Annotated in this window: 20 protein-coding genes; 12 read left to right on the top strand and 8 right to left on the bottom strand. The window is 68.8% G+C overall.

Annotation, left to right across the window (positions count from 1 at the left end):
• Nucleotides 1-5: 5 nt before the first annotated feature.
• The 5 genes from A3OM_RS0100880 to A3OM_RS0100860 all read right to left on the bottom strand — a co-directional run bounded on the left by A3OM_RS0100880 (nucleotide 6) and on the right by A3OM_RS0100860 (nucleotide 4,271).
• Nucleotides 6-980 carry a sll0787 family AIR synthase-like protein gene (locus tag A3OM_RS0100880; protein ID WP_018041843.1) on the bottom strand — a complete coding sequence of 325 codons (975 nt, stop codon included), beginning with the start codon at nucleotides 978-980 and terminating at the stop codon, nucleotides 6-8.
• 2 nt (nucleotides 981-982) lie between these two features.
• Complete coding sequence (locus A3OM_RS0100875; protein WP_018041842.1) at nucleotides 983-1,528, bottom strand: MSMEG_0567/Sll0786 family nitrogen starvation N-acetyltransferase; 546 nt, start codon at nucleotides 1,526-1,528, stop codon at nucleotides 983-985.
• A gap of 8 nt (nucleotides 1,529-1,536) precedes the next feature.
• Nucleotides 1,537-2,625 (bottom strand): MSMEG_0568 family radical SAM protein, encoded by a 1,089-nt coding sequence (locus tag A3OM_RS0100870; protein WP_018041841.1) that lies wholly within the window; start codon nucleotides 2,623-2,625, stop codon nucleotides 1,537-1,539.
• Complete coding sequence (locus A3OM_RS0100865) at nucleotides 2,570-3,661, bottom strand: Nit6803 family nitrilase (RefSeq protein ID WP_026175590.1); 1,092 nt, start codon at nucleotides 3,659-3,661, stop codon at nucleotides 2,570-2,572. The genes A3OM_RS0100870 and A3OM_RS0100865 overlap by 56 nt, the downstream gene beginning before the upstream one ends.
• A 127-nt stretch (nucleotides 3,662-3,788) precedes the next feature.
• Nucleotides 3,789-4,271 (bottom strand): MSMEG_0572/Sll0783 family nitrogen starvation response protein, encoded by a 483-nt coding sequence (locus A3OM_RS0100860; protein ID WP_018041839.1) that lies wholly within the window; start codon nucleotides 4,269-4,271, stop codon nucleotides 3,789-3,791.
• 354 nt (nucleotides 4,272-4,625) lie between these two features.
• On the opposite strand from A3OM_RS0100860, the gene A3OM_RS0100855 reads away from it, so the two are divergent.
• Nucleotides 4,626-6,086: a PLP-dependent aminotransferase family protein gene (locus A3OM_RS0100855; protein ID WP_018041838.1), complete on the top strand. Its 1,461-nt coding sequence runs from the start codon at nucleotides 4,626-4,628 to the stop codon at nucleotides 6,084-6,086.
• Nucleotides 6,087-6,146: 60 nt separating this feature from the next.
• Here A3OM_RS0100855 and A3OM_RS0100850 read toward each other — a convergent pair whose 3' ends face one another.
• A complete protein-coding gene (locus tag A3OM_RS0100850) occupies nucleotides 6,147-6,704 on the bottom strand; it encodes a GrpB family protein (protein ID WP_018041837.1) in 558 nt (185 codons plus the stop codon).
• Between the two features lie 344 nt (nucleotides 6,705-7,048).
• On the opposite strand from A3OM_RS0100850, the gene gntA reads away from it, so the two are divergent.
• From gntA to A3OM_RS0100830, 4 genes are read left to right on the top strand one after another with little or no spacing between them, the layout of a single operon-like run.
• The gene (gene gntA, locus A3OM_RS0100845) at nucleotides 7,049-7,771 is read left to right on the top strand and encodes a guanitoxin biosynthesis heme-dependent pre-guanitoxin N-hydroxylase GntA (RefSeq protein WP_018041836.1); all 723 of its coding nucleotides are present in this window, start codon (nucleotides 7,049-7,051) and stop codon (nucleotides 7,769-7,771) included.
• Nucleotides 7,752-8,399 (top strand): urea carboxylase-associated family protein, encoded by a 648-nt coding sequence (locus A3OM_RS0100840; protein ID WP_018041835.1) that lies wholly within the window; start codon nucleotides 7,752-7,754, stop codon nucleotides 8,397-8,399. Before gntA ends, A3OM_RS0100840 begins: the two co-directional genes overlap by 20 nt.
• A gap of 51 nt (nucleotides 8,400-8,450) precedes the next feature.
• Nucleotides 8,451-9,167, top strand: a complete 717-nt coding sequence (rnhA, locus tag A3OM_RS0100835; protein WP_018041834.1) for a ribonuclease HI — start codon at nucleotides 8,451-8,453, stop codon at nucleotides 9,165-9,167.
• Entirely contained in the window at nucleotides 9,164-9,727 is a 564-nt protein-coding gene (locus A3OM_RS0100830) for a DNA-3-methyladenine glycosylase (RefSeq protein WP_018041833.1), read from the top strand. The genes rnhA and A3OM_RS0100830 overlap by 4 nt, the downstream gene beginning before the upstream one ends.
• A 42-nt stretch (nucleotides 9,728-9,769) precedes the next feature.
• Here A3OM_RS0100830 and A3OM_RS0100825 read toward each other — a convergent pair whose 3' ends face one another.
• Together A3OM_RS0100825 and A3OM_RS0100820 are read right to left on the bottom strand one after the other, a co-directional pair.
• Complete coding sequence (locus A3OM_RS0100825; RefSeq protein WP_043764402.1) at nucleotides 9,770-10,897, bottom strand: NADH:flavin oxidoreductase; 1,128 nt, start codon at nucleotides 10,895-10,897, stop codon at nucleotides 9,770-9,772.
• A gap of 19 nt (nucleotides 10,898-10,916) precedes the next feature.
• Nucleotides 10,917-11,309 carry a RidA family protein gene (locus A3OM_RS0100820; protein WP_018041831.1) on the bottom strand — a complete coding sequence of 131 codons (393 nt, stop codon included), beginning with the start codon at nucleotides 11,307-11,309 and terminating at the stop codon, nucleotides 10,917-10,919.
• A gap of 120 nt (nucleotides 11,310-11,429) precedes the next feature.
• Here A3OM_RS0100820 and A3OM_RS0100815 point away from each other — a divergent pair, with 120 nt between their 5' ends.
• The 7 genes from A3OM_RS0100815 to mnhG all read left to right on the top strand — a co-directional run bounded on the left by A3OM_RS0100815 (nucleotide 11,430) and on the right by mnhG (nucleotide 18,665).
• Entirely contained in the window at nucleotides 11,430-12,383 is a 954-nt protein-coding gene (locus A3OM_RS0100815) for a LysR substrate-binding domain-containing protein (RefSeq protein ID WP_018041830.1), read from the top strand.
• Between the two features lie 241 nt (nucleotides 12,384-12,624).
• Nucleotides 12,625-15,555: a monovalent cation/H+ antiporter subunit A gene (locus tag A3OM_RS0100810; protein WP_018041829.1), complete on the top strand. Its 2,931-nt coding sequence runs from the start codon at nucleotides 12,625-12,627 to the stop codon at nucleotides 15,553-15,555.
• A complete protein-coding gene (locus A3OM_RS0100805) occupies nucleotides 15,555-15,923 on the top strand; it encodes a Na+/H+ antiporter subunit C (RefSeq protein WP_018041828.1) in 369 nt (122 codons plus the stop codon). The genes A3OM_RS0100810 and A3OM_RS0100805 overlap by 1 nt, the downstream gene beginning before the upstream one ends.
• Complete coding sequence (locus tag A3OM_RS0100800) at nucleotides 15,920-17,527, top strand: monovalent cation/H+ antiporter subunit D (RefSeq protein WP_018041827.1); 1,608 nt, start codon at nucleotides 15,920-15,922, stop codon at nucleotides 17,525-17,527. Before A3OM_RS0100805 ends, A3OM_RS0100800 begins: the two co-directional genes overlap by 4 nt.
• A complete protein-coding gene (locus A3OM_RS0100795) occupies nucleotides 17,524-18,015 on the top strand; it encodes a Na+/H+ antiporter subunit E (protein WP_018041826.1) in 492 nt (163 codons plus the stop codon). Before A3OM_RS0100800 ends, A3OM_RS0100795 begins: the two co-directional genes overlap by 4 nt.
• A 27-nt stretch (nucleotides 18,016-18,042) precedes the next feature.
• Nucleotides 18,043-18,327 carry a K+/H+ antiporter subunit F gene (locus A3OM_RS0100790; RefSeq protein ID WP_018041825.1) on the top strand — a complete coding sequence of 95 codons (285 nt, stop codon included), beginning with the start codon at nucleotides 18,043-18,045 and terminating at the stop codon, nucleotides 18,325-18,327.
• A complete protein-coding gene (mnhG, locus tag A3OM_RS0100785; RefSeq protein ID WP_018041824.1) occupies nucleotides 18,324-18,665 on the top strand; it encodes a monovalent cation/H(+) antiporter subunit G in 342 nt (113 codons plus the stop codon). Before A3OM_RS0100790 ends, mnhG begins: the two co-directional genes overlap by 4 nt.
• The last annotated feature ends 4 nt before the right edge of the window (nucleotides 18,666-18,669 follow it).

Genomic DNA, 18,669 nt, shown 5'->3' with positions numbered 1-18,669 from the left:
TCCCGTCACGTCTCCTGCCCGCAGCCGATGAGGGGGCTCGCGGCGAAGTCCCAGACCACGGCCTCCTCCGTCCCGTCGGACACCGTCGCGATGCGGCCCGCATCCACGCCGCCGATGACGGAGGCGGCGATCCCGCGATCCGTGAAGCGCCGGAGGACCGGCGCGACGTTCGACGGCGACACGCTGAGGAGGTAGCCGAAGCTCGGAAAGGCGGTGAGCCAGCGGGCGAGATCGATCCCCTCGGGGCGCGGGATGCGGTCCAGCCGGATGGCGGCGCCGACGCGGGAGCATTCGAGCAGCATCAGCGCCGTGCCGACGAGGCCGGCCATGCTGATGTCCTTGGCCGCCTTGGCGAGGCCGTCCTCGGCGATGCCGGCGAGGATCGCGGTGTCACAGCGCAGGCGCTCGGCCGGGGCACCGGTGGCCGCATCCCAATAGGGATGCGGATCGCGAAAGCGGCCGCGCAGGTCGATCGCCGCGACGAGGCTGTCGCCGGGCATGGCGTCGAAGCTGGTGAGGAGGCGCTTTGCCCGGCCGAGGATGGCGACGGCGAGATGCTCGCCCGCGTTGCGGGTGTTGCTGTGCCCGCCGACCACTGGCACGCCGAAGGTCTCGGCCCCCGCCCTTAAGCCGGCCAGGACCGGATCGGCATGGGACTGGTCGCGGCTCCACAGGGCATCGACCACCGCGATGGGGCGGCCGCCCATGGCGGCGATGTCGCTGACATTGACCATCACCCCGCAGAACCCGGCGAAATACGGATCGTCGGCCACGAACCCGTCCATGAACCCCTCAATGGCCAGGAGCAGGTAGCCGTCCCCGTCGGGGATGGCGGCGCAATCGTCGCCGAGCGGTACGGCGGCGGCGCGCCCGCCGAGGCCGAGCCGGCCGATCACGGCGTCGATGTCCCGCTTGTGGGCGAGGCCGCGCCCGTGGCGGATGCCGTGGGCGATCTCGGCGAGGGAGGGGGGCAGGGTCATGGTCAGGCCGCCCGCCGGAGGAGCGTGACGAGGCCGCGCTCGGGGTCGGCCATGGGCGGGTAATGCCCGAGATCGGCCTGCATCAGGTGATGGACGCGGCCATGCAGCTCGACCTCGGCGAGGCTCGTCCAGTGCAGCGCCTGGAACAGGGGCGCGTTGGCGCTCTGCACATGGGCGAGGAAGCGGGTGCAGCCCCGCGCATGTGCGGAGGCCACAGCCACATGGATCAGGCCGGCGCCGAGCGCCCCGACCCGGCGGTAGTCGCGGGCCACCGCGAGGCGCGAGCCCCACCATTCGCCGGGCCGGTCGGCGGTCTCGTGGATGCGCACGGTGCCGACGACGGCATCCGGGGCGCCGCCGAGGGTCGAGAGGGCACAGATCGGGATCGCCACCGCGTCGACGGCATCGCGGTCGTCGCCCTCGAAGATCCCCTGCTCGGCGCAGAAGACCTGCCGGCGCAGGGACGCCGTGCCGGCCCGCTCCCAGGGCGCGGTGGCGAACTTGATCCGGAAATAGCTCGACCGGTAGGCGGGAACGGGCTCGAACATCGTCCCGCTCACCGCTCGTAGGTGGAGAGGGCCGAGCAGGCGCCGCAGCGTCCGCAGCCGGCCTTGATGTCGGTGGAGCGCAAACCCGCCCCCGCCAGCATCGCCGCGAGCGGCTGGAGCACGGAATGCATGAAATCCGGCGAGGGGGCGGGATGGTCCTCCAGCGGCGTGCCGGAAATCGGCACGAACGGCACCACGAACGGGTAGACGCCCATGCCGATCAGGCGCTCGGACATCGTCAGGATGGCTTCCGCCGTGTCGCCGAGACCGGCGAGGATGTAGGTCGAGACCTGACCCTTGCCGAAGACCGGCACGGCGGCGGCGAAGGCCTGGACGTAGCGCTCCAACGGCACGCTCGCCTTGCCGGGCATGATCGCGGCGCGCACCTCCGGCGTCACCGCCTCGAGATGCAGGCCGAGCGCATCGACGCCCGACGCCTTCAGCCTGGCGAACCAGCGGTCGTCGTCCGGCGGCTCGCACTGGGCCTGGATCGGCAGGTCGACGGCCGCCTTCACCGCGAAGGCGCTCTCGCACAGGACCGCGGCGCCGCGGTCGGTGGCGTTGGGCGTGCCCGTGGTCATCACCATGTGCTTGACGCCGTCGAGGAGGACGGCGGCGCGGGCAACCTCGGCGAGTTGCTGCGGCGTCTTGTGGGCGATGGTGCGGCCGGCCGCGAGCGACTGCCCGATGGAGCAGAACCGGCAGGTCTTGGTGCGGCTCTGGTAGCGGATGCAGGTCTGCAGCACCGTGGTGGCGAGCACGTCGCGCCCGTGCAGCACGGCGATCTTCGAATAGGGCACCCCGTCGAGGGTCTGGAGCCCGTAGAAGCGCGGCTTGCCCGGAAACGTCACCCGGCCGATCACCGTGCCGTCATGCTCGATCACGCTCGACCCGTCGGCATCGGGCCGGCGCACGAGGTAGGGTGAATCGAAGGCGCCCGCCGTATGGACCGGCACCATCACGGTGCGGCCGGCGATGGTCATCGCCTTGTGGTCGGAGGGCCCGGCCCCGCCCCGGCGGCTGGCGACACCGGCGCGGGTGTCAGCCAGCCTGACTCCGTAGGATTGCAGGGCGTTGATCAGGTGCTCCGTCGGCATCCCCTGGTAGACCGGGGACGGCGCCGGCGAGGAAGCGGCCGGGGAGGTCAGCAGCGGAGAGTCGCTCATGGTCGGTGCTCCGGGGATGCGGGATGTCCGATGCGGGCGTGGTCACCACCGTGCGGGCGGGACGCGCGTCGTGGTTGAGGCTGAGGAGTTCGGGGCGGGCGTAGTGGCCGACCGAATCCATCATCCGCTTGCGCTTGGTGACGAGCGCCATGTCCATGTCGGCGACGAGGATGCCCTCGCCCTCATTCATCGGCGGAACGAGGTGCTTGCCTTCCGGCGAGACGATGGCGGTGCAGTTGCCGCCGCGCAGGGCCCCGCGCATCCGCTCGTCGGGAGAGATCGTGGCGATCTGCGCCTCGGTGAGCCAGCCGGTGGCGTTGACGACGAAGGCGGCGGCCTCCAGGGCGTGGTGCCGGATCGTCACCTCCATCTGGTCGGCGAAGATTTGACCCACCATGGAGCCGGGGAACTGGGCCGCGTGGATCTCCTCGTGCTGCGCCATCAGGGCGTAGCGGGCGAGCGGGTTGTAATGCTCCCAGCAGGCGAGAGCCCCGACCCGGCCCACCGCCGTCTCGACCACCGTGAGCCCGGCGCCGTCGCCCTGCCCCCAGATCATGCGCTCGTGATAGGTCGGCGTGATCTTGCGGCGCTTGAGCAGGAGCGTGCCGTCGGCGTCGAAGATGAGCTGCGCGTTGTAGAGCGAGCCGTGGTCGCGCTCGTTGATGCCGAGCACGATCACCGCGCCATGCCGGCGGGCTGCCGCCGAGACTGCCTGCGTCACCGGCCCCGGCACCGTCACCGCGCCCTCGTAGAGCCGCAGGTGCTCCGGCCCCTGCGCCGCCGGCGGGGCGATGAAGGAGAAGTACGGGTAGTACGGCACGAAGGTCTCGGGGAACACGATGAACCGCGCGCCCTTGCCCGCCGCTTCGTCTGTCGCGGCGAGCACTCTTTCCAGCGTCCCGCCCGGCCGCTCCAGATCGGGGGAGATCTGGACGGCGGCGGCGCGCACGATGCGTGGCTCGGACAAGCGTGACTCGGACATGGGTCCGTTCCTTGGGGATCAGTGGTTGCCATGCCGCCGCAGGGACTGGCACGCCCGACACTCAGCGCAGCGCCCCCTCTCCCCGCCCGCGGGGAGAGGGGGCGGGCGAACCTCAAACCGTCCAGGTGTCGATCACCACGGCGTTGTCGCGCTTGTGCAGGAGGACGAGGTCGAGGACGTCGGTGGGGGCGATGGGGCGGATACCCTCGATCAGCGAGGGTTCGCCGTGGCCATAGAGGGCCTGGAGCGCGAAGCGGCAGGCATAGACCTTGCCGCCTTCGGAGAGGAACTTCACGATCTGATTGTTCATGTTCATGTGGCCTGGGAAGGCCTCGTCGCCGAGCGTCGGGAAGCCGCGCTGGACGCCGAGCGTCACGCCCGGCCCGTAGAGCAGGACGGAGGTCTCGAACCCCTTGCGCAGCAGACGGGTGGCCTGCAGCAGGTTCACGAAACCGATGGAGCCCTCGAACGCCACCGTGTGGAAGGTGACGAGGGCCTTCTGGCCCGGCTCGGCCTTCACGTCCTCGAAGACTTTCTCTTCGTAATCGACGAAGTAATCGCCTTTCTTATGGTGCTCGGCACTGACGGCTGGCATCGGAAACACTCCCTGATATCGCGATGTCCGCCGCGATCATTGCCGGCGACGGCCTATCAGGGGATGGCAATCCGTGTGCCAGCGTCGAAGACAATGCGATCCAGCCAATTCCACGCTGGGCAATTCATACAATCATGCAGTCAATACGCAGCGAGATGCGCCATCTCTCTCGCTCGCGACGATGCCTAAAAACCGAACACCGGATGCATAGATGCTGGACACATGCATCCGGATACTGCCGACTTATTTGACTGTATTGACTGGAATTCCATGCGGAACCAACTCAGAGGTTCGGCGGCACGACGATTGCTATCCATACAATCCAACATGGGATGGACATTGACTGGATCTGCGATGGCGACCGGACGAGGGACGAGGAAGCCGGGCCGCCGCGCCGGGCCGACGACGAGCCCAGCCCCGCCGCCGGACGGCTGGACGCCGGATCTCGGACGCTGGGGCAAGCCGCATTACCTCGCCATCGCCGAGGCCATCGCCGACGATATCCGCACCGGACGGCTCGCGGTCGCCGAACGCCTGCCGCCGCAGCGCGCGCTCGCCGAGCGGCTGGAGCTGAACTTCACCACCGTGGCGCGCGGCTATGTGGAGGCGCAGCGCCGTGGCCTCGTGGAGGCGAGGGTCGGCCAGGGCACGTTCGTGGCCGGTCCGGCGATGCCGGTGCCGGCACCCAGGATCATGGCCCCGCGCCGGCACGGCCCCGTCGACTTCACCATGAACCTGCCACCCGAACCCGACGACCCGGCCCTGCTGGCACGGATGCAGGGCGGCCTCGCTTCGGTCTCGGAGGACCTGCCGAACCTGCTGCGCTACCAGGGCTTCGGCGGCACCCCCGAGGACAAGGACGCGGCGATCGAATGGCTGCGCCGCCGCGGCCTCGAAGCGTCCCGCGACCGCCTGCTGATCTGCCCCGGCGCCCATGCCGCCATCGGCGCCGTGATGAGTCTCGTGGCGCAACCGGGTGACACGATCTGCTGCGAGACGTTGACCTATCCCGGCGCGCGGGCGCTCGCCGCCCATCTCGGCATGCGCCTCGTCGGGTTGCCCATGGATGCGGAGGGGATCGACGCCGCCGCCTTCGCGGCCACCTGCACCCGGCACGCGCCGAAGGCGCTCTACCTCAACCCGACCCTGCAGAACCCGACCACGATCACCATCTCGCCGGCGCGGCGCGCGGACATCGTCACCGTGGCACGACGCTACAACGTGGCGATCATCGAGGACGACGCCTACGGTTTCGTGCCGGTGACGGCGGCGACGAGCTTCTACCATCTGGCACCGGAGATCACCTATCACGTGGCCGGCCTCGCCAAATGCCTCGGCGCCGGACTGCGGCTCGCCTACATGCTGGCGCCCAGCGCGCGGGCGGCGCTCCAGCTGACGGCGGCCCTGCGCGCCTCCACGGTGATGGCCTCGCCGATCACCACGGCCCTCGCCACGCGCTGGATCGGCGACGGCACCGCCGAGGCTATCCTCGCCTTCGTCCGCTCGGAATCCCGGATTCGCCAAGGCATCGCCACCGGGATGCTGGGGCGGCACGGCGCGACCGCCGACCCCGCCGGCTTCCACCTCTGGCTATCCCTGCCCGAGGGCTGGACCCGCTCGGCCTTCGCCAGCCAGGCCCGCGCGGCGGGGATCGGCGCGGTGGCGAGCGACGCCTTCCTCGCCGCCGGCGAAGCCCCGGAAGCCGTGCGGATCTGCCTCGGCGGCCTGGCCGGCCGCGCGGAGATGGCGCAATCGCTGGAAATCCTGGCCCATGCCCTGTCGCACTCGCCTGCGCTGGCTTCGGCTTACATCTAGCGGATCATCTCGGATGCCCCGCGCCCATCCGGAATATCCGTGATGGTTGTTGATGGAGAATCAGTCGCCGGGCGGCTCGAACCATCCGACGAGCGCGGCCCATGCGTTGGCGCCTTCGACAATGATATCGAACACGGGGTCCTTGATATCGTAGTAGGCGTCGGCGTCAGCCGGAAAGCGTTCTGCTAGACGCTGCTTCATCAAACCGTAAGAAGCGGCGGCAACGGGCCGGGCGCGTAGAAAGTCTCGACAAACCAAGGCGAAACGCTGGTTGAAGCGGCCCTTCTGTCGGACGTGCACGTTCGCGGCTCGACCCAGGCCTCGATAGAATCGCTTTTCCAACTCCCGAGCAGGAAGGTCGAGTCTCGGAGGGCAGTGATCGTTGAGGATGCGCGTACTTTGGAAGCCCTCTCGCTCGAATGCCGCGTCTTCCACCCGTTCAAGGTCGTCTACTGTCAGTTGAACGTCGATCACATCCTTTGCCGCCAGCCCTGGCACCGCCGTCGAGCCAATATGATGGATGTACGACCCGGCCGGTGCCGCCCGAAGCAGAGCAGGCTTCAAAGCAGCAAATTCGGCCGACCAGCTGGCCTGAGGAGGGACGATGACGATCTGCATGGCCTGCCATGGTGGAACTGGTGGCTTTGTTCCGCAATCGGAATGTCGTGGTCCAGCTCCGTCGGCTTCCGACCGCCAGCCAAAGCGGGGTCTCGGCAAATCTGCGGTAAGTCGCGCTCAAGATGTTCCTAGCGGATCGCACGATGAGTTCGGAGCAATGTATGAAACAAGACCGATCGGCCCAAATCAGAGCCGGCAACGGATCGGCCCTCATCTTGGCTGATCTCGGGAAATCCTGTGGACAGCGACGACCTGTCCCTGCACGGGGCGGAACCTCCCCGGCGGCGATCGGTTTGCCATGTCCTCCTCGGGGCCAGCCTCGACCGACGACGATCCGGAGCCTCATGCTGTTTCCCACCGACGATTCCGCGCATCCCCTCGCGTTGAAATTCCACGCCTTCATCAAGGATCAGCCCTTCCCTTGCGTCGGCGCGAAATCCGCCCTCGCCAAGGGGCAGCTGAAGGTGCTGGTCGCCCGCGACGTCGCCTCGGGCTGGGACGACACACGGATCTATCCGGCGCTCCTCGCCTTCATCTGTCGCTATCGGGCGAACCCGAAGCTGTTCCAGAGCTTCGCCGTGGTGTTCGAGGACGCGTCGCCCCTGTCGGAGGAGCGGTTCGAGGGGCACCTCTGGGACCGCGTGCAATCCCTGTCCGACAAGGATGCCTTCCTCGGCCAGCGCTACGACAAGCGCGTGCAGGCCGACCCGGACGATCCGCATTTCGCCCTGTCTTTCGGTGGCGAGGCCTTCTTCCTTGTTGGGATGCATCCCGGCGCGAGCCGGCCGGCCCGCCGCTTCTCGCATCCCGTCCTCGTCTTCAATGTGCGCGCACAGTTCGAGCAGCTGCGTGAAGAGGGCCGCTACGAGGGGCTGCGCTCGGCGATCCTCGCCCGCGACGAGGCGCTGGCCGGCTCGATCAACCCCATGCTGGCCCGGCACGGCGATGCCTCCGAGGCGCGCCAGTACAGCGGCCGCGCCGTCGGCGGCGACTGGGTCTGCCCGTTCCAGGGTCGGGCCAAGGGCGACAACGACCGCCTCGCCGAGGATGGCCGCGATGCCGCCTGACACCGCCCTCCCCCCGATCCGTCGCCACGAAATCGCGCCCCGCAGCGGTGTCGCCTTCGAGCTCGCCAAGGGCGACCGCCTGACCATCATCGACCCGAAGGGCGAACAGGTGGCAGACCTCCTCGCCTTCTCCGTGGCCGACCGCGACGAGGTGATCTCGTCGGGCCGCACCCTCGACTACGCCAGCCGCATCTACCTGACGACGGGCGATCCGATCTATTCGAACCGCTCCAACGTCCTCCTGCGCATCGTTGAGGACACGGTGGGGCGGCACGATTTCCTGCTTACCCCGTGCTCGGCCGACACGTTCCGGATCATCTATGGCGACACGCATCCGCACCACGGCTGTTTCGGCAACCTCGCCGCCGCACTCGCGCCCTACGGCATCGAACCGGACCGCATCCCGGTGGCCTTCAACGTGTTCATGAACGTCACAGTGAACGGCGAGACCGGGGAATTGAAGGTCGAGCCGCCCCTGAGCCGGGCCGGCGATCACGTGACCTTCGAGGCCGAGACCGACCTCATCATCGGCCTCACCGCCTGCTCGGCCCTGCAATCGAACAACAATGCGTTCAAGCCGATCCATTACGAGATCCGGCCCGCAGGTGCGGCGCCGCAATCGCCCTGACCCTGCGCCTCGTGCTAGGGGCCCCGCTGCCCCGGACACGAGACCAGCGCCATGACGACCACGAAGCCCGCCCTCGCCCGCGCCGTCGCCTATGCGGATGGCGGCTGCGATCCCAATCCCGGCCCCGGCGGCTGGGGCGTGGTGATCGAGGGTCCGGAGGGCAAGGTCGAGCTCTGCGGCGGTGATCGTGCCACCACCAACAACCGCATGGAACTGACGGCGGCGATCAAGGCCCTGTCGCATTTCCCCCCCGGCTCGGCGATCGAGATGCGATGCGACAGCCAGTACGTCATCAAGTCGGTGACCGAATGGATGCGCGGCTGGAAGGCGAAGGGCTGGCGCACCAGCACCGGGCCGGTGAAGAACGTCGAACTGATGCAGGAACTCGACGCCCTCAACGCCGCCCGCGACGTGAAATGGACCTGGGTGCGGGGCCATACCGGCAATGTCGGGAACGAGCGCGCCGACCGGCTGGCGGCGCAGGGCCGACGGCAGGCTCTGGGACTGGCTCCGGCGAGCGAGCCGGTTCCGTCCCCCGCCGTCCCGGCGGTGGTGCCTCCTCCGGGCGTGGCGGCGGAAGCACCGGCTCCTGCCCCCCGCACGACGCAGGTGGCGATCGATCTCGGCCTCGGCCTCGACGTGTCGCGGGGGGCCAAGCTCGCCGGCCTGACGCCCCAGGCCTTCGTCGAACGGGCGATCCGCGTGGCGCTGAAGCTCGGGCCGGACGGCATCGCCCGCGTGCTGGATGGTGGTTCCGCCAAGCCGTGAGCCTCGGGGCGGATTTCTATGCGCGGCCGGCGGCGGCGGTCGCCTCAGACCTGATCGGATGCCGCCTCCTCGTCTCCGGGATCGGCGGGCTCGTGGTCGAGACCGAGGCCTATGACGGGAGCGACCCCGCCTCCCATAGTTTCAACGGCCCGACCCGGCGCAATGCGAGCATGTTCGGGCCGCCGGGCCATGCCTATGTCTACCGCTCCTACGGCATGCATTGGTGCCTCAACCTCGTCTGCGAACCGGGGAGCGCGGTACTGATCCGCGCGCTCGAGCCGGGGCAAGGGATCGAGACCATGCGCGAGCGGCGCGGGCTCGACGCGCTCCGCCTCCTCTGCGCGGGGCCGGGCCGCCTGTGTCAGGCCCTGGCGGTGACGAACCTGCAGGACGGCCTTCCCCTCGACCGGCCGCCCTTCGAACTTGAGCGGCGAGACGCGACGCCGGAGATCCTGGCCGACCGTCGCATCGGCATCACGCGCGGGGCGGATACCCCGTGGCGCTTCCTCCTCGCGGGATCGGCCTATCTCAGCAAGCCGGTATCGCGCCGGCGGGAATAGGCCGGCCATCGAGAGACACCGGAGCGCGGGGTTGCATCGGTCTCAGTCGGGCGTGGCGGCGGAGCGCCGCCGATAGGCCTCGGCATTCTCGAGATCGGCGATGGGAGACAGGAGCGCGCCGTCGAACTCATCGAGGGGAAGTCCTCCCGCTACGCGGCGCGGCCAGTCCGGATTGGCGAGAGCTCCGCGTCCGAGAGACACGAAGTCCGCTTCGCCAGCAGCCATGAGACCGGCCGCCCGCGATGGCCGGTGAAGACCACCATTGGCAATCACAGGTCGACGGCCGTGGCGCTTGGCCAGAGCCGCCAGACTTGCCGTCGCCTCGAAGGCGGGCTGCCATGCCTCATGCTCTGTCGTGTGCAGATAATCGATGGGCAGGCCGCCGAGGGTACCGAAGATGGCAGCGGCCTCGTCCTCGCCCCCGCTCCATTTATGCGTGAGGTCGTTGACCTTGCCCTGGGAGATGCGGAGGCCCACCACGAAATCGGGCCCCACGGCCTTCCTGACGGCATCCACGACTTCGACGATGAGGCGCATCCGCCGGACGACGTCGCCGCCGTAGCGATCCTGGCGCAGGTTGGTTCCCTCGCTGAGGAACTGGTCCAGGAGGTAGCCGTTCGCCGCGTGGATCTCGACACCGTCGAAGCCCGTATCCCGTGCCCGAACCGCCGCCTCGGCAAAGCCGATCACGACTGCCCTGACGTCCGGTTCCGACATGGCATCGGGGATCGGATACTCGCCGCTTCCGCGATAGAAGATCATCTGCCGGCCCTTGGGCCTCACCGCCGAAGGTCCCCTGGTCCCGGTCCGGAACGCGTTCCCCTGTGAGAGGGCCCCGGCATGCATCAGCTGTGCGATGATCCTCGCACCGTGCCCATGCACGCCCTCGACGATCGGCTTCCAGGCATCGCACTGTTCGGTGTCGGTAAGACCCGGCTGGAACAGGTAACCCTGAGAATGCACCGTGTCGGTGTAGAGGCCCTCGGTGATGACGAGGCCGAAGCCACCGGTCGCGAAGGCGGCATAGTAATCCGCCATGCGCTGCGTCGCACGGCCATCCGACCCGGCGCTGACCCGCGTCATCGGGGCGACCGCCATTCTGTTCCGAAGCGCCATCTGGCCGATGGCCGACGGCGTCAGGAGACGGCGCAGGCCGTCGGGATCCGGCATCGTCGCCAGCGCATCCACCTCAAGCACTCCTGACGCTGACGGCCGCGATGGCCTCGATCTCGATCATGGCCCGGGGATCGTAGAGCGCCTTGACCTCGGCGATGGTGTCGGCGGGATAGGGCGCGGTGAAGTACCGGCCGCGCAATGCCACGACGTCCCGGAAGTGGTCCATGTCGGTCACGAAGATCGTCACCTTCACCACGTCCTTCAGGCTCGATCCGCCAGCCTCCAACACCCTGCGGAGGTTGGAGAAGGCCTGCTCGCCCTGCGCCATGAAGCCACCATCGACGATCCGCCCGTCATCATCCGCCCCGGCCTGGCCGGAGATGAAGAGAAGGCCGCCATACCGAATGCCCTGCGACAGCAGGAAAGGCTCATAATTGTCGGGCTGCGTGATGATGCGTTCCAGCATGGTCGTCTCGCTTTCGATGGACGGGAAAGCGGCATGAACCGATCTTGCCCCAGCCGCTCCGATGGCGGAGAGGTGGGCTCGAATCCGGAGCGCGACAAACTCCAAATCCTTGGGTGATGGATGAGCGGATCTCATCTCGGTCTGCGACGCCGCCTACCGCCTCTCGGCGCTCTGCGTGCTTTCGAAGCCGCGGCGCGACACGGGAGTTTCAAGCTTGCGGCGGCCGAACTCGCGGTGACGCCAACCGCGATCAGTCACCAGATCCGCGGCCTCGAAGAGAATATCGGACTGAGCCTCTTCGAGAGACGGGTCCGCCAGGTGATGCTGACCGAGGCCGGTCTCCAGCTATACCCTGTCCTGCGCGAGGGGTTCGATGCCTTCGAAGCCGCCATTGCCCGCCTGACACGGGTGCGGAACCGCGTACAGATCACCATCACCGCCACGAGCGCGTTCACGGCGAAATGGCTCGTCCCGAGGGTGTTCGGCTTCCGGGCTCTCCATCCGGATATCGACCTGCATCTGCTGGCCTCGGATGACGCCATCGATCTCGATGCCGCCGGCGCGGACCTCGCCATTCGCTACGGGCGCGGCCCCTATCCGGGCCTCTCCGCCGAGGCGATGTTCGCCGATCGTTTCGCGCCTGTGGTCAACCCTCTCCTCCGCAAGATCGCCTTCGACGACCTAACGGGCGACGATCCTGAAGCCGCGCCGCTCATCCATTTCCGTTGGCGAAGGAAGCATCCGCTGAACCCGACCTGGGAAACCTGGTTCGATCGCGCGGGATTGCCCTGTCCATCCCGGCCCGGCCAGATCCGCTTCTCCGACGAAGGGCACGCGATCCAGGCCGCGGTGGCGGGCCAAGGGGTCGCCCTGTTGAGCCTCGCCCTCGTGGAAGCGGAACTGGCGGCGGGCCAACTCGTCCAGCCGTTCGGGCCGGTTCTGGACGGCCATATCTACCATCTCGTCACCAGCGAGGCAGGCCTCTCGAAACCCAGCGTACAAGCCACGACCGAATGGCTGCGCGCGGAGGCCGCCACGTTCCGGGCGCGGATGGAAGGCCATCCTTCGACCTGACATACCTGTCCTCGCGATATCGGGCATTGAACGAGCAAGGCTCTATCTCGGCAGGGCCAGACCATGACCGGGGAGATGTCGCGGGGATTCGACGGAATCTCGGCGCTCTCCGCCCTCGCCACGTCTGATGTTGCGTCCTATACCGCACTCGACCCGCGCGAGCGCCCCGCTTCTGGTTTCGCCGGACGCCCCCGCACCCCATGGAGGGCGCTCCCGCCCAACGAGGGTATTGCCCGAGCCGATGCCGCCCCACCTGCTCCTCGCCATCGCCGCCATCCTGCCCTTCCTCGGCAGTGTCGTGGCGATCTGCCTGCCGGGCCACGCACGCAACGCCGCCGCGATCGTCGCCGGTGTCGTGATGGTGACCTGCCTCGCCTGCATCGGGCTCCTCTACCCCGCCGTCGCCGGCCCAGCCCCCATCGTCTGGGCGGTGGACTGGCTGCCGACGCTGGGCGTCCGATTCGTGCTGCGGCTCGACGGGCTGTCCTGGCTGTTCGCCGTCCTGGTGCTCGGCATCGGCGCGCTAGTGGTCCTCTATGCGCGCTACTACATGGCGGAAGCGGACCCGGTGCCGCGTCTGTTCTCGTATTTCCTCGCCTTCGTCGGCGCGATGCTGGGCATCGTGCTCTCGGGCAACCTGATCCAGCTCTTCGTCTTCTGGGAATTGACGAGCATCGTCTCGTTCCTGCTCATCGGCTATTGGTCCGACAACGCCTCCGCACGGGACGGCGCGCGGATGGCGCTGACCATCACGGCGGCGGGCGGCCTCTGCCTGTTCGTCGGTCTGGTGCTCATCGGGCAGATCGTCGGCAGCTACGACCTCTCGGCGGTGCTCGCCTCGGGCGACGCGATCCGCAACAATCCGCTCTACCTGCCGGCCCTGGTCCTGGTACTGGCCGGCGCGCTCACCAAATCGGCGCAGTTCCCGTTCCACATCTGGCTGCCGCGCGCCATGGCGGCACCGACCCCGATCAGCGCCTACCTGCATTCGGCCACCATGGTGAAGGCCGGCATCTTCCTGATGATCCGGTTCTGGCCGGTGCTGGCCGACACCGAGGCCTGGTACTGGATCGTCGGCACCGCCGGCATGATCACGATGCTGGTGGGCGCGTGGAGCGCGATCTTCCAGCACGACCTCAAGGGTCTGCTCGCCTATTCCACCATCAGCCATCTCGGGCTGATCACCCTGCTCCTCGGCCTCGATTCGCCGCTGGCCGTCGTGGCGGCGATCTTCCACACGGTGAACCACGCGACGTTCAAGGCCTCGCTGTTCATGGCGGTGGGAATCATCGACCACGAGACCGGGACGCGCGACATGCGCCGCCTCAGCGGCCTGTGGTGGGCCATGCCCTATACGGCGACGCTGGCGATGGTCGCCGCCGCCGCGATGGCGGGTGTGCCGCTCCTCAACGGCTTCCTGTCGAAGGAGATGTTCCTGGCGGAGGCGGTGGACAATGCGGACGGCCACCTGCTCAATCTCGCCTTGCCGGTGCTGGCGACGTTGGCGAGCGCCTTCACCATGCTCTATTCCGTGCGCTTTATCCGGCAGGCCTTCTTCGGACCCGCCCCGCACGACCTGCCGCACGCGCCCCACGAGCCGGTCCGCTGGATGCGCATCCCGATCGAGCTGCTCGTCCTCGTCTGCGTCGCCATCGGCCTCGTGCCGAACCTGACGATCGGTCCCCTCCTCGCAGGCGCGGTCCGGGCGGTCCTGGGTGAGCGGACCCCCGATTACGACCTCGCCATCTGGCACGGCTTCAACGCGCCGCTGGCGCTCAGCATGGTGGCGCTGCTGGGCGGCATCGCGCTCTATGTTGTGTTCGGGCGGCGGATCAACACCAACCCCCGCGGCGGACCCTGGCTGATGGACCGGATCGACGGCGGCTGGCTGTTCGAGCGGACCATGACCGGCCTCGTGAACGGCGCGCGCCGCCTGGAAGCCGGGCTCGGCGCCGAGCGCCTCCAGGCGCAGTTGCGCATTCTTTTCCTCACCGTGCTCCTGGCCGCCGTAGCGACGGGAGCGACACGGGGGCTCGACCTGTTCGCGCCGGGCAAGACCACGGAGTTCGACCCGGCCTTCGCGCTGATGTGGCTCGTGGGCGCGGCCTGCGCCATCGGCGCGGCGGAGCGGGCAAAGTACCACCGGCTGTCCGCCGCCATCTTCGTCGGCGGGGCGGGGCTCGTGAGCAGCCTCACCTTCCTCTGGCTCTCCGCCCCGGATCTCGCGGTGACGCAGATCCTGGTGGAGATCGTCACCACCGTGCTGCTGCTGCTGGGCCTGCGCTGGCTGCCCAAGCGCGACGCGGCGATTCCGGCGCCGGCTTGGGAGAAGACGCGGTCCCGCCGTCGACGGATGATCGATCTCGGCATCGCCGCCTTTGCCGGCCTGGGGCTCGCCGGTCTGGCCTACGCGGTGATGACCCGGCCCGCCGTCGACGGGATCGCCCGCTGGTTCATCGAGGAGGCCTACCCGCAGGCGGGCGGACGCAACGTCGTCAACGTCCTGCTGGTGGATTTCCGGGCCTTCGACACCCTGGGCGAAATCTGCGTGCTGGGCATCGTCGGCCTGACGGTGTTCGCGCTCCTTCGCCGCTTCCGACCCGCCTCCGACAGTCTGGGGCCTCCCAAGCAGCAGGTGAACCACGACGCCTATGACGATGCCCGCGAGGGCCGCGAGCTCGGCGACACCACCGCCGATGCTCTCCTCGTCCCACGCGTGGTAATGACGTGGCTGTTCCCCTTCATCGTCCTCCTCGCCCTGCACCTGTTCCTGCGCGGCCACGACCTGCCGGGCGGCGGCTTCGCGGCGGGCATCGCGCTCACCATCGCCTTCATGCTGCAATACATGGCCCAGGGCGCGCAGTGGGTGGAGGAGCGGCTGCGGATCCAGCCGATCTCGTGGATCGGCATCGGCCTGCTGGTCTCCGTCTCGGTCGGCGCCGGCTCCTGGCTGTTCGGGCGTCCGTTCCTGACCGCCTATTTCGCCTATTGGAAGCCGCCCCTCCTGGGCAAGGTCCCGATGGCGAGCGCGCTGCTGTTCGATCTCGGGATCATGGTGCTGGTGGTGGGCGCGAGCGCGCTGATGCTCGTCGCCCTGGCGCACCAATCCCTGCGGCGCACCCGCCCCGCCGAGACGGCGGCGGAGCGGGCCGTCGAGAAGGAGCCCGCCTGATGGAGATCGTGCTGTCCCTGGGGATCGGCGTCTTCGCCGCCTCGGGCATCTGGCTGATGCTGCGTCCCCGCACCTTCCAGGTCGTGCTCGGCATCTCGCTGCTGAGCTACGCCGTCAACCTGTTCATCTTCGCCATGGGCCGGCTGACGGTGGGCGCGCCGCCGGTGCTCGGGGCCGGGGCCGACATCGTCTCCGTGGACGATCCGGTGCCGCAGGCCCTGGTCCTCACCGCCCTGGTGATCGGCTTCGCGCTCACCGCGCTCTTCCTCGTCGTGCTGCTCGCCGCCCGCGGCATCACCGGCAGCGACCATGTGGACGGCCGCGAGCCGCACCTGGCGGAGCCGAATCCAGAGAACCCGCATCCATGAACGCCACGGTTCTGAATGCCCCTCTGGTCAGCGACTGGACCGACCATCTCGTCGTCCTGCCCATCGTTCTGCCGATCGCGGTGGCCGGGGCGATGTTCCTCATGGACGAGCGCCGGAGTCGGCTGAAAGGGGCACTCAGCCTCGCCACGGTGCTGGCCCTCCTCGGCATATCCCTCATCCTCGTCTGGCGCGCGAGCGAGGCGGCGCAGATCTACCGCCTCGGCAACTGGGCCGCGCCTTACGGGATCGTGCTGGTGGCCGACCGGCTCTCGGCCCTGATGCTGGCGCTCGGCAGCGTGCTGGGCCTGTGCGCCCTGGTCTTCTCCTTCGCCCGCTGGGGCCGGGCGGGGCCGCGCTTCCACGGCCTGTTCCTCCTGCTCCTGATGGGCGTGAACGGCGCCTTCCTCACCGGAGACCTGTTCAACCTCTTCGTGTTCTTCGAGGTGATGCTGGCCGCCTCCTACGGTCTCGTCCTGCACGGATCGGGCGAAACGCGGATAAGGGCCGGCCTCGGCTACATCGCGGTCAACCTCGTCGCTTCGCTGTTCTTCCTCGTCGGCGTCAGCCTCATCTACGGCACGATGGGAACCCTCAACATGGCCGACCTCGCCCGGCGGCTCGCGGCGCCGGAGGCGGGGGAACTCGCCCTGTTCGAGATCGGCTGCGCCGTCCTCGGCATCGCCTTCCTCATCAAGTGCAGCGCCTGGCCGCTCGGGTTCTGGCTTCCCACCACCTACGCGGCGGCGAGCGCACCCGCGGCCGCGATTCTCGCGATCCTGAGCAAGGTCGGCATCTACGTGGTGGTGCGCCTGAGCCTGCTGCTGTTCGGGGCCGGCCTGTCGGAGGGGTTCGGACAGACCTGGATTCTCGCCACCGGGCTCGCGACGATGGCCTATGGCGCCATCGGCATCCTGGCCGCGCGCGACCTCACGCGGGCGGCGGGCTATGCGGTGATGATCTCGTCGGGCACGGTGCTGGCGGCTTTGGGGAGCGGCAATGACGGGGCGCTCTCGGGCGCCTTGTACTACCTCCTCGGCTCCACCCTCGCGGCGGGCGCCCTGTTCCTGCTGGCCGAGATCCTCCAGCGCGGCCGCGACCCGCTGGAGGCCGCCCAGGCCGTCTTCGCCGACGAGTACCGCGACCCGTTCGACGATGCCGACGCCACCGAGATCGGCCGGGCGATCCCGGCGGCGGTGGCGCTCCTCGGGAGCGGCTTCCTCGCCTGCACGCTGATGTTGGCGGGGGTTCCCCCGCTCTCCGGTTTCGTCGGCAAGCTCGCGATCTTCACGGGGCTCACCACGGGCACGATGACCGCGTCCGCCTGGTGGCTCATCACCGCGCTGACCCTGTCGAGCTTCGCCACGCTGATGCCGATGGTGCGGCTCGGGATCAAGAACCTTTGGGTTCCGAGCGACGACCCGCCGCCGGTCCTGCGCCTCTCGGAATTCACCGCTCTCGCCGGCCTGCTCGCCGCCTGTGTGGCCCTCGCCGTCTGGGGCGGCCCGGCCCTCGCCTATGCCGACGAGACCGTGCGCTGGCTGGCCCAGCCGCAGGATTACGTTCGCGCCGTCCTCGGGCCGACGCGGGAAGGCGGTGGATCGTGAGCCGCCTCCTGCCCTACCCCATCCTGTCGGCCTGCCTCGCCGCGACCTGGCTCTTGCTGAACGCGCCGCTCTCCCCGGGCAACGTCCTTCTGGCGCTGCTGGTCGGCCTCACGGTTCCCGCCGTCATGCTGGCGCTGCGGCCTCCCTCGGTGCGGGTGCGGGCGCCCGGCATCCTCGCGCGGCTCGCCGTGATCGTGCTCTACGATATGGTGCGCTCGAACATCGATGTCGCCCGCATCATCCTCGGGCTTCGCGGGGGCGAGCGGCGGACCGGTTTCGTCACGATCCCCCTCGACATGCGCGCGCCGTTCGGTCTCGCGATCCTGTCGATCATCCTCACCGGCACGCCCGGCACCCTCTGGGTCCAGTACGATTCCGACACGGGCTGCCTGCTCATCCACGTGCTCGACTACACGGATGGCGAGGAATGGGTGCGGCGGGTGAAGGACCGCTACGAGCGCCCCCTGATGCAGATTTTCGCCCCATGATTTTCTTCATCCCATGAGGTTCCTCCCATGAGCGCCAACACCGTTCTCGACTGGGGGCTCGGCTTTGCCCAGGGGATGCTGGTTCTCGCCATGGCGCTCGCCGCATGGCGGATGCTGCGCGGCCCCCGCGCGCAGGATCGCATCCTCGGTCTCGACACCCTCTATCTCAACGGCATGCTGGCGGTGGTGGTCCACGGCATGCGCACCGGCAGCGGCCTCTATTTCGAGGCCGCCCTGATCCTCGGCATGATCGGCTTCACCGCCACAGTGGCGCTGGCGAAGTTCCTGATGCAGGGCGAGGTGATCCAGTGAACGGCGCCGAACTGCCCGTCTGGGCCGCGTGGCTGGTGGTGGCGCTGGCGATCGTCGGCGCGGGTTTCTCGCTCACCGGCGCCTTCGGCCTCATCCGCCTCCGGACGTTCTACGAGCGCGTCCATGCCCCCACCCTGGGCGCGACACTGGGCATGGCGCTGATCCTCATGAGCTCGATGCTGCTCCTGTCCCTGATCGAGGGCCGCCTCGTCCTGCGCGACGCGCTGATCGGCGTGTTCCTCACCGTGACGACTCCGGTGACGTTGCTGCTCCTCGCCCGCGCGGCGGCGCAGCGCGACCGCCAAGAGCGCAATCCCGACGCTCCGCCGGAGGTGTGAGACC

The sequence above is a fragment of the Methylobacterium sp. 88A genome (assembly GCF_000376345.1).
Classification (GTDB): Bacteria; Pseudomonadota; Alphaproteobacteria; order Rhizobiales; family Beijerinckiaceae; genus Methylobacterium; species Methylobacterium bullatum.
Note: the sequence above shows the minus strand (reverse complement) of the source record. Positions and strands in the feature narration are given on the sequence as shown.

What these genes read in the sequence shown, in the direction of transcription:
- A3OM_RS0100840 (WP_018041835.1), top strand. Translation starts at nt 7,752, where the DNA reads ATGGCCGCGATGCCGCCTGACACCGCCCTCCCCCCGATCCGTCGCCAC.
- A3OM_RS0100875 (WP_018041842.1), bottom strand. Translation starts at nt 1,528, where the DNA reads ATGTTCGAGCCCGTTCCCGCCTACCGGTCGAGCTATTTCCGGATCAAG.
- A3OM_RS0100805 (WP_018041828.1), top strand. Translation starts at nt 15,555, where the DNA reads ATGGAGATCGTGCTGTCCCTGGGGATCGGCGTCTTCGCCGCCTCGGGC.
- A3OM_RS0100870 (WP_018041841.1), bottom strand. Translation starts at nt 2,625, where the DNA reads ATGCCGACGGAGCACCTGATCAACGCCCTGCAATCCTACGGAGTCAGG.
- A3OM_RS0100790 (WP_018041825.1), top strand. Translation starts at nt 18,043, where the DNA reads ATGAGCGCCAACACCGTTCTCGACTGGGGGCTCGGCTTTGCCCAGGGG.
- A3OM_RS0100820 (WP_018041831.1), bottom strand. Translation starts at nt 11,309, where the DNA reads ATGCTGGAACGCATCATCACGCAGCCCGACAATTATGAGCCTTTCCTG.
- A3OM_RS0100825 (WP_043764402.1), bottom strand. Translation starts at nt 10,897, where the DNA reads ATGCCGGATCCCGACGGCCTGCGCCGTCTCCTGACGCCGTCGGCCATC.
- rnhA (WP_018041834.1), top strand. Translation starts at nt 8,451, where the DNA reads ATGACGACCACGAAGCCCGCCCTCGCCCGCGCCGTCGCCTATGCGGAT.
- A3OM_RS0100800 (WP_018041827.1), top strand. Translation starts at nt 15,920, where the DNA reads ATGAACGCCACGGTTCTGAATGCCCCTCTGGTCAGCGACTGGACCGAC.
- A3OM_RS0100815 (WP_018041830.1), top strand. Translation starts at nt 11,430, where the DNA reads ATGAGCGGATCTCATCTCGGTCTGCGACGCCGCCTACCGCCTCTCGGC.
- A3OM_RS0100855 (WP_018041838.1), top strand. Translation starts at nt 4,626, where the DNA reads ATGGCGACCGGACGAGGGACGAGGAAGCCGGGCCGCCGCGCCGGGCCG.
- A3OM_RS0100810 (WP_018041829.1), top strand. Translation starts at nt 12,625, where the DNA reads ATGCCGCCCCACCTGCTCCTCGCCATCGCCGCCATCCTGCCCTTCCTC.
- A3OM_RS0100860 (WP_018041839.1), bottom strand. Translation starts at nt 4,271, where the DNA reads ATGCCAGCCGTCAGTGCCGAGCACCATAAGAAAGGCGATTACTTCGTC.
- A3OM_RS0100880 (WP_018041843.1), bottom strand. Translation starts at nt 980, where the DNA reads ATGACCCTGCCCCCCTCCCTCGCCGAGATCGCCCACGGCATCCGCCAC.
- A3OM_RS0100850 (WP_018041837.1), bottom strand. Translation starts at nt 6,704, where the DNA reads ATGCAGATCGTCATCGTCCCTCCTCAGGCCAGCTGGTCGGCCGAATTT.
- gntA (WP_018041836.1), top strand. Translation starts at nt 7,049, where the DNA reads ATGCTGTTTCCCACCGACGATTCCGCGCATCCCCTCGCGTTGAAATTC.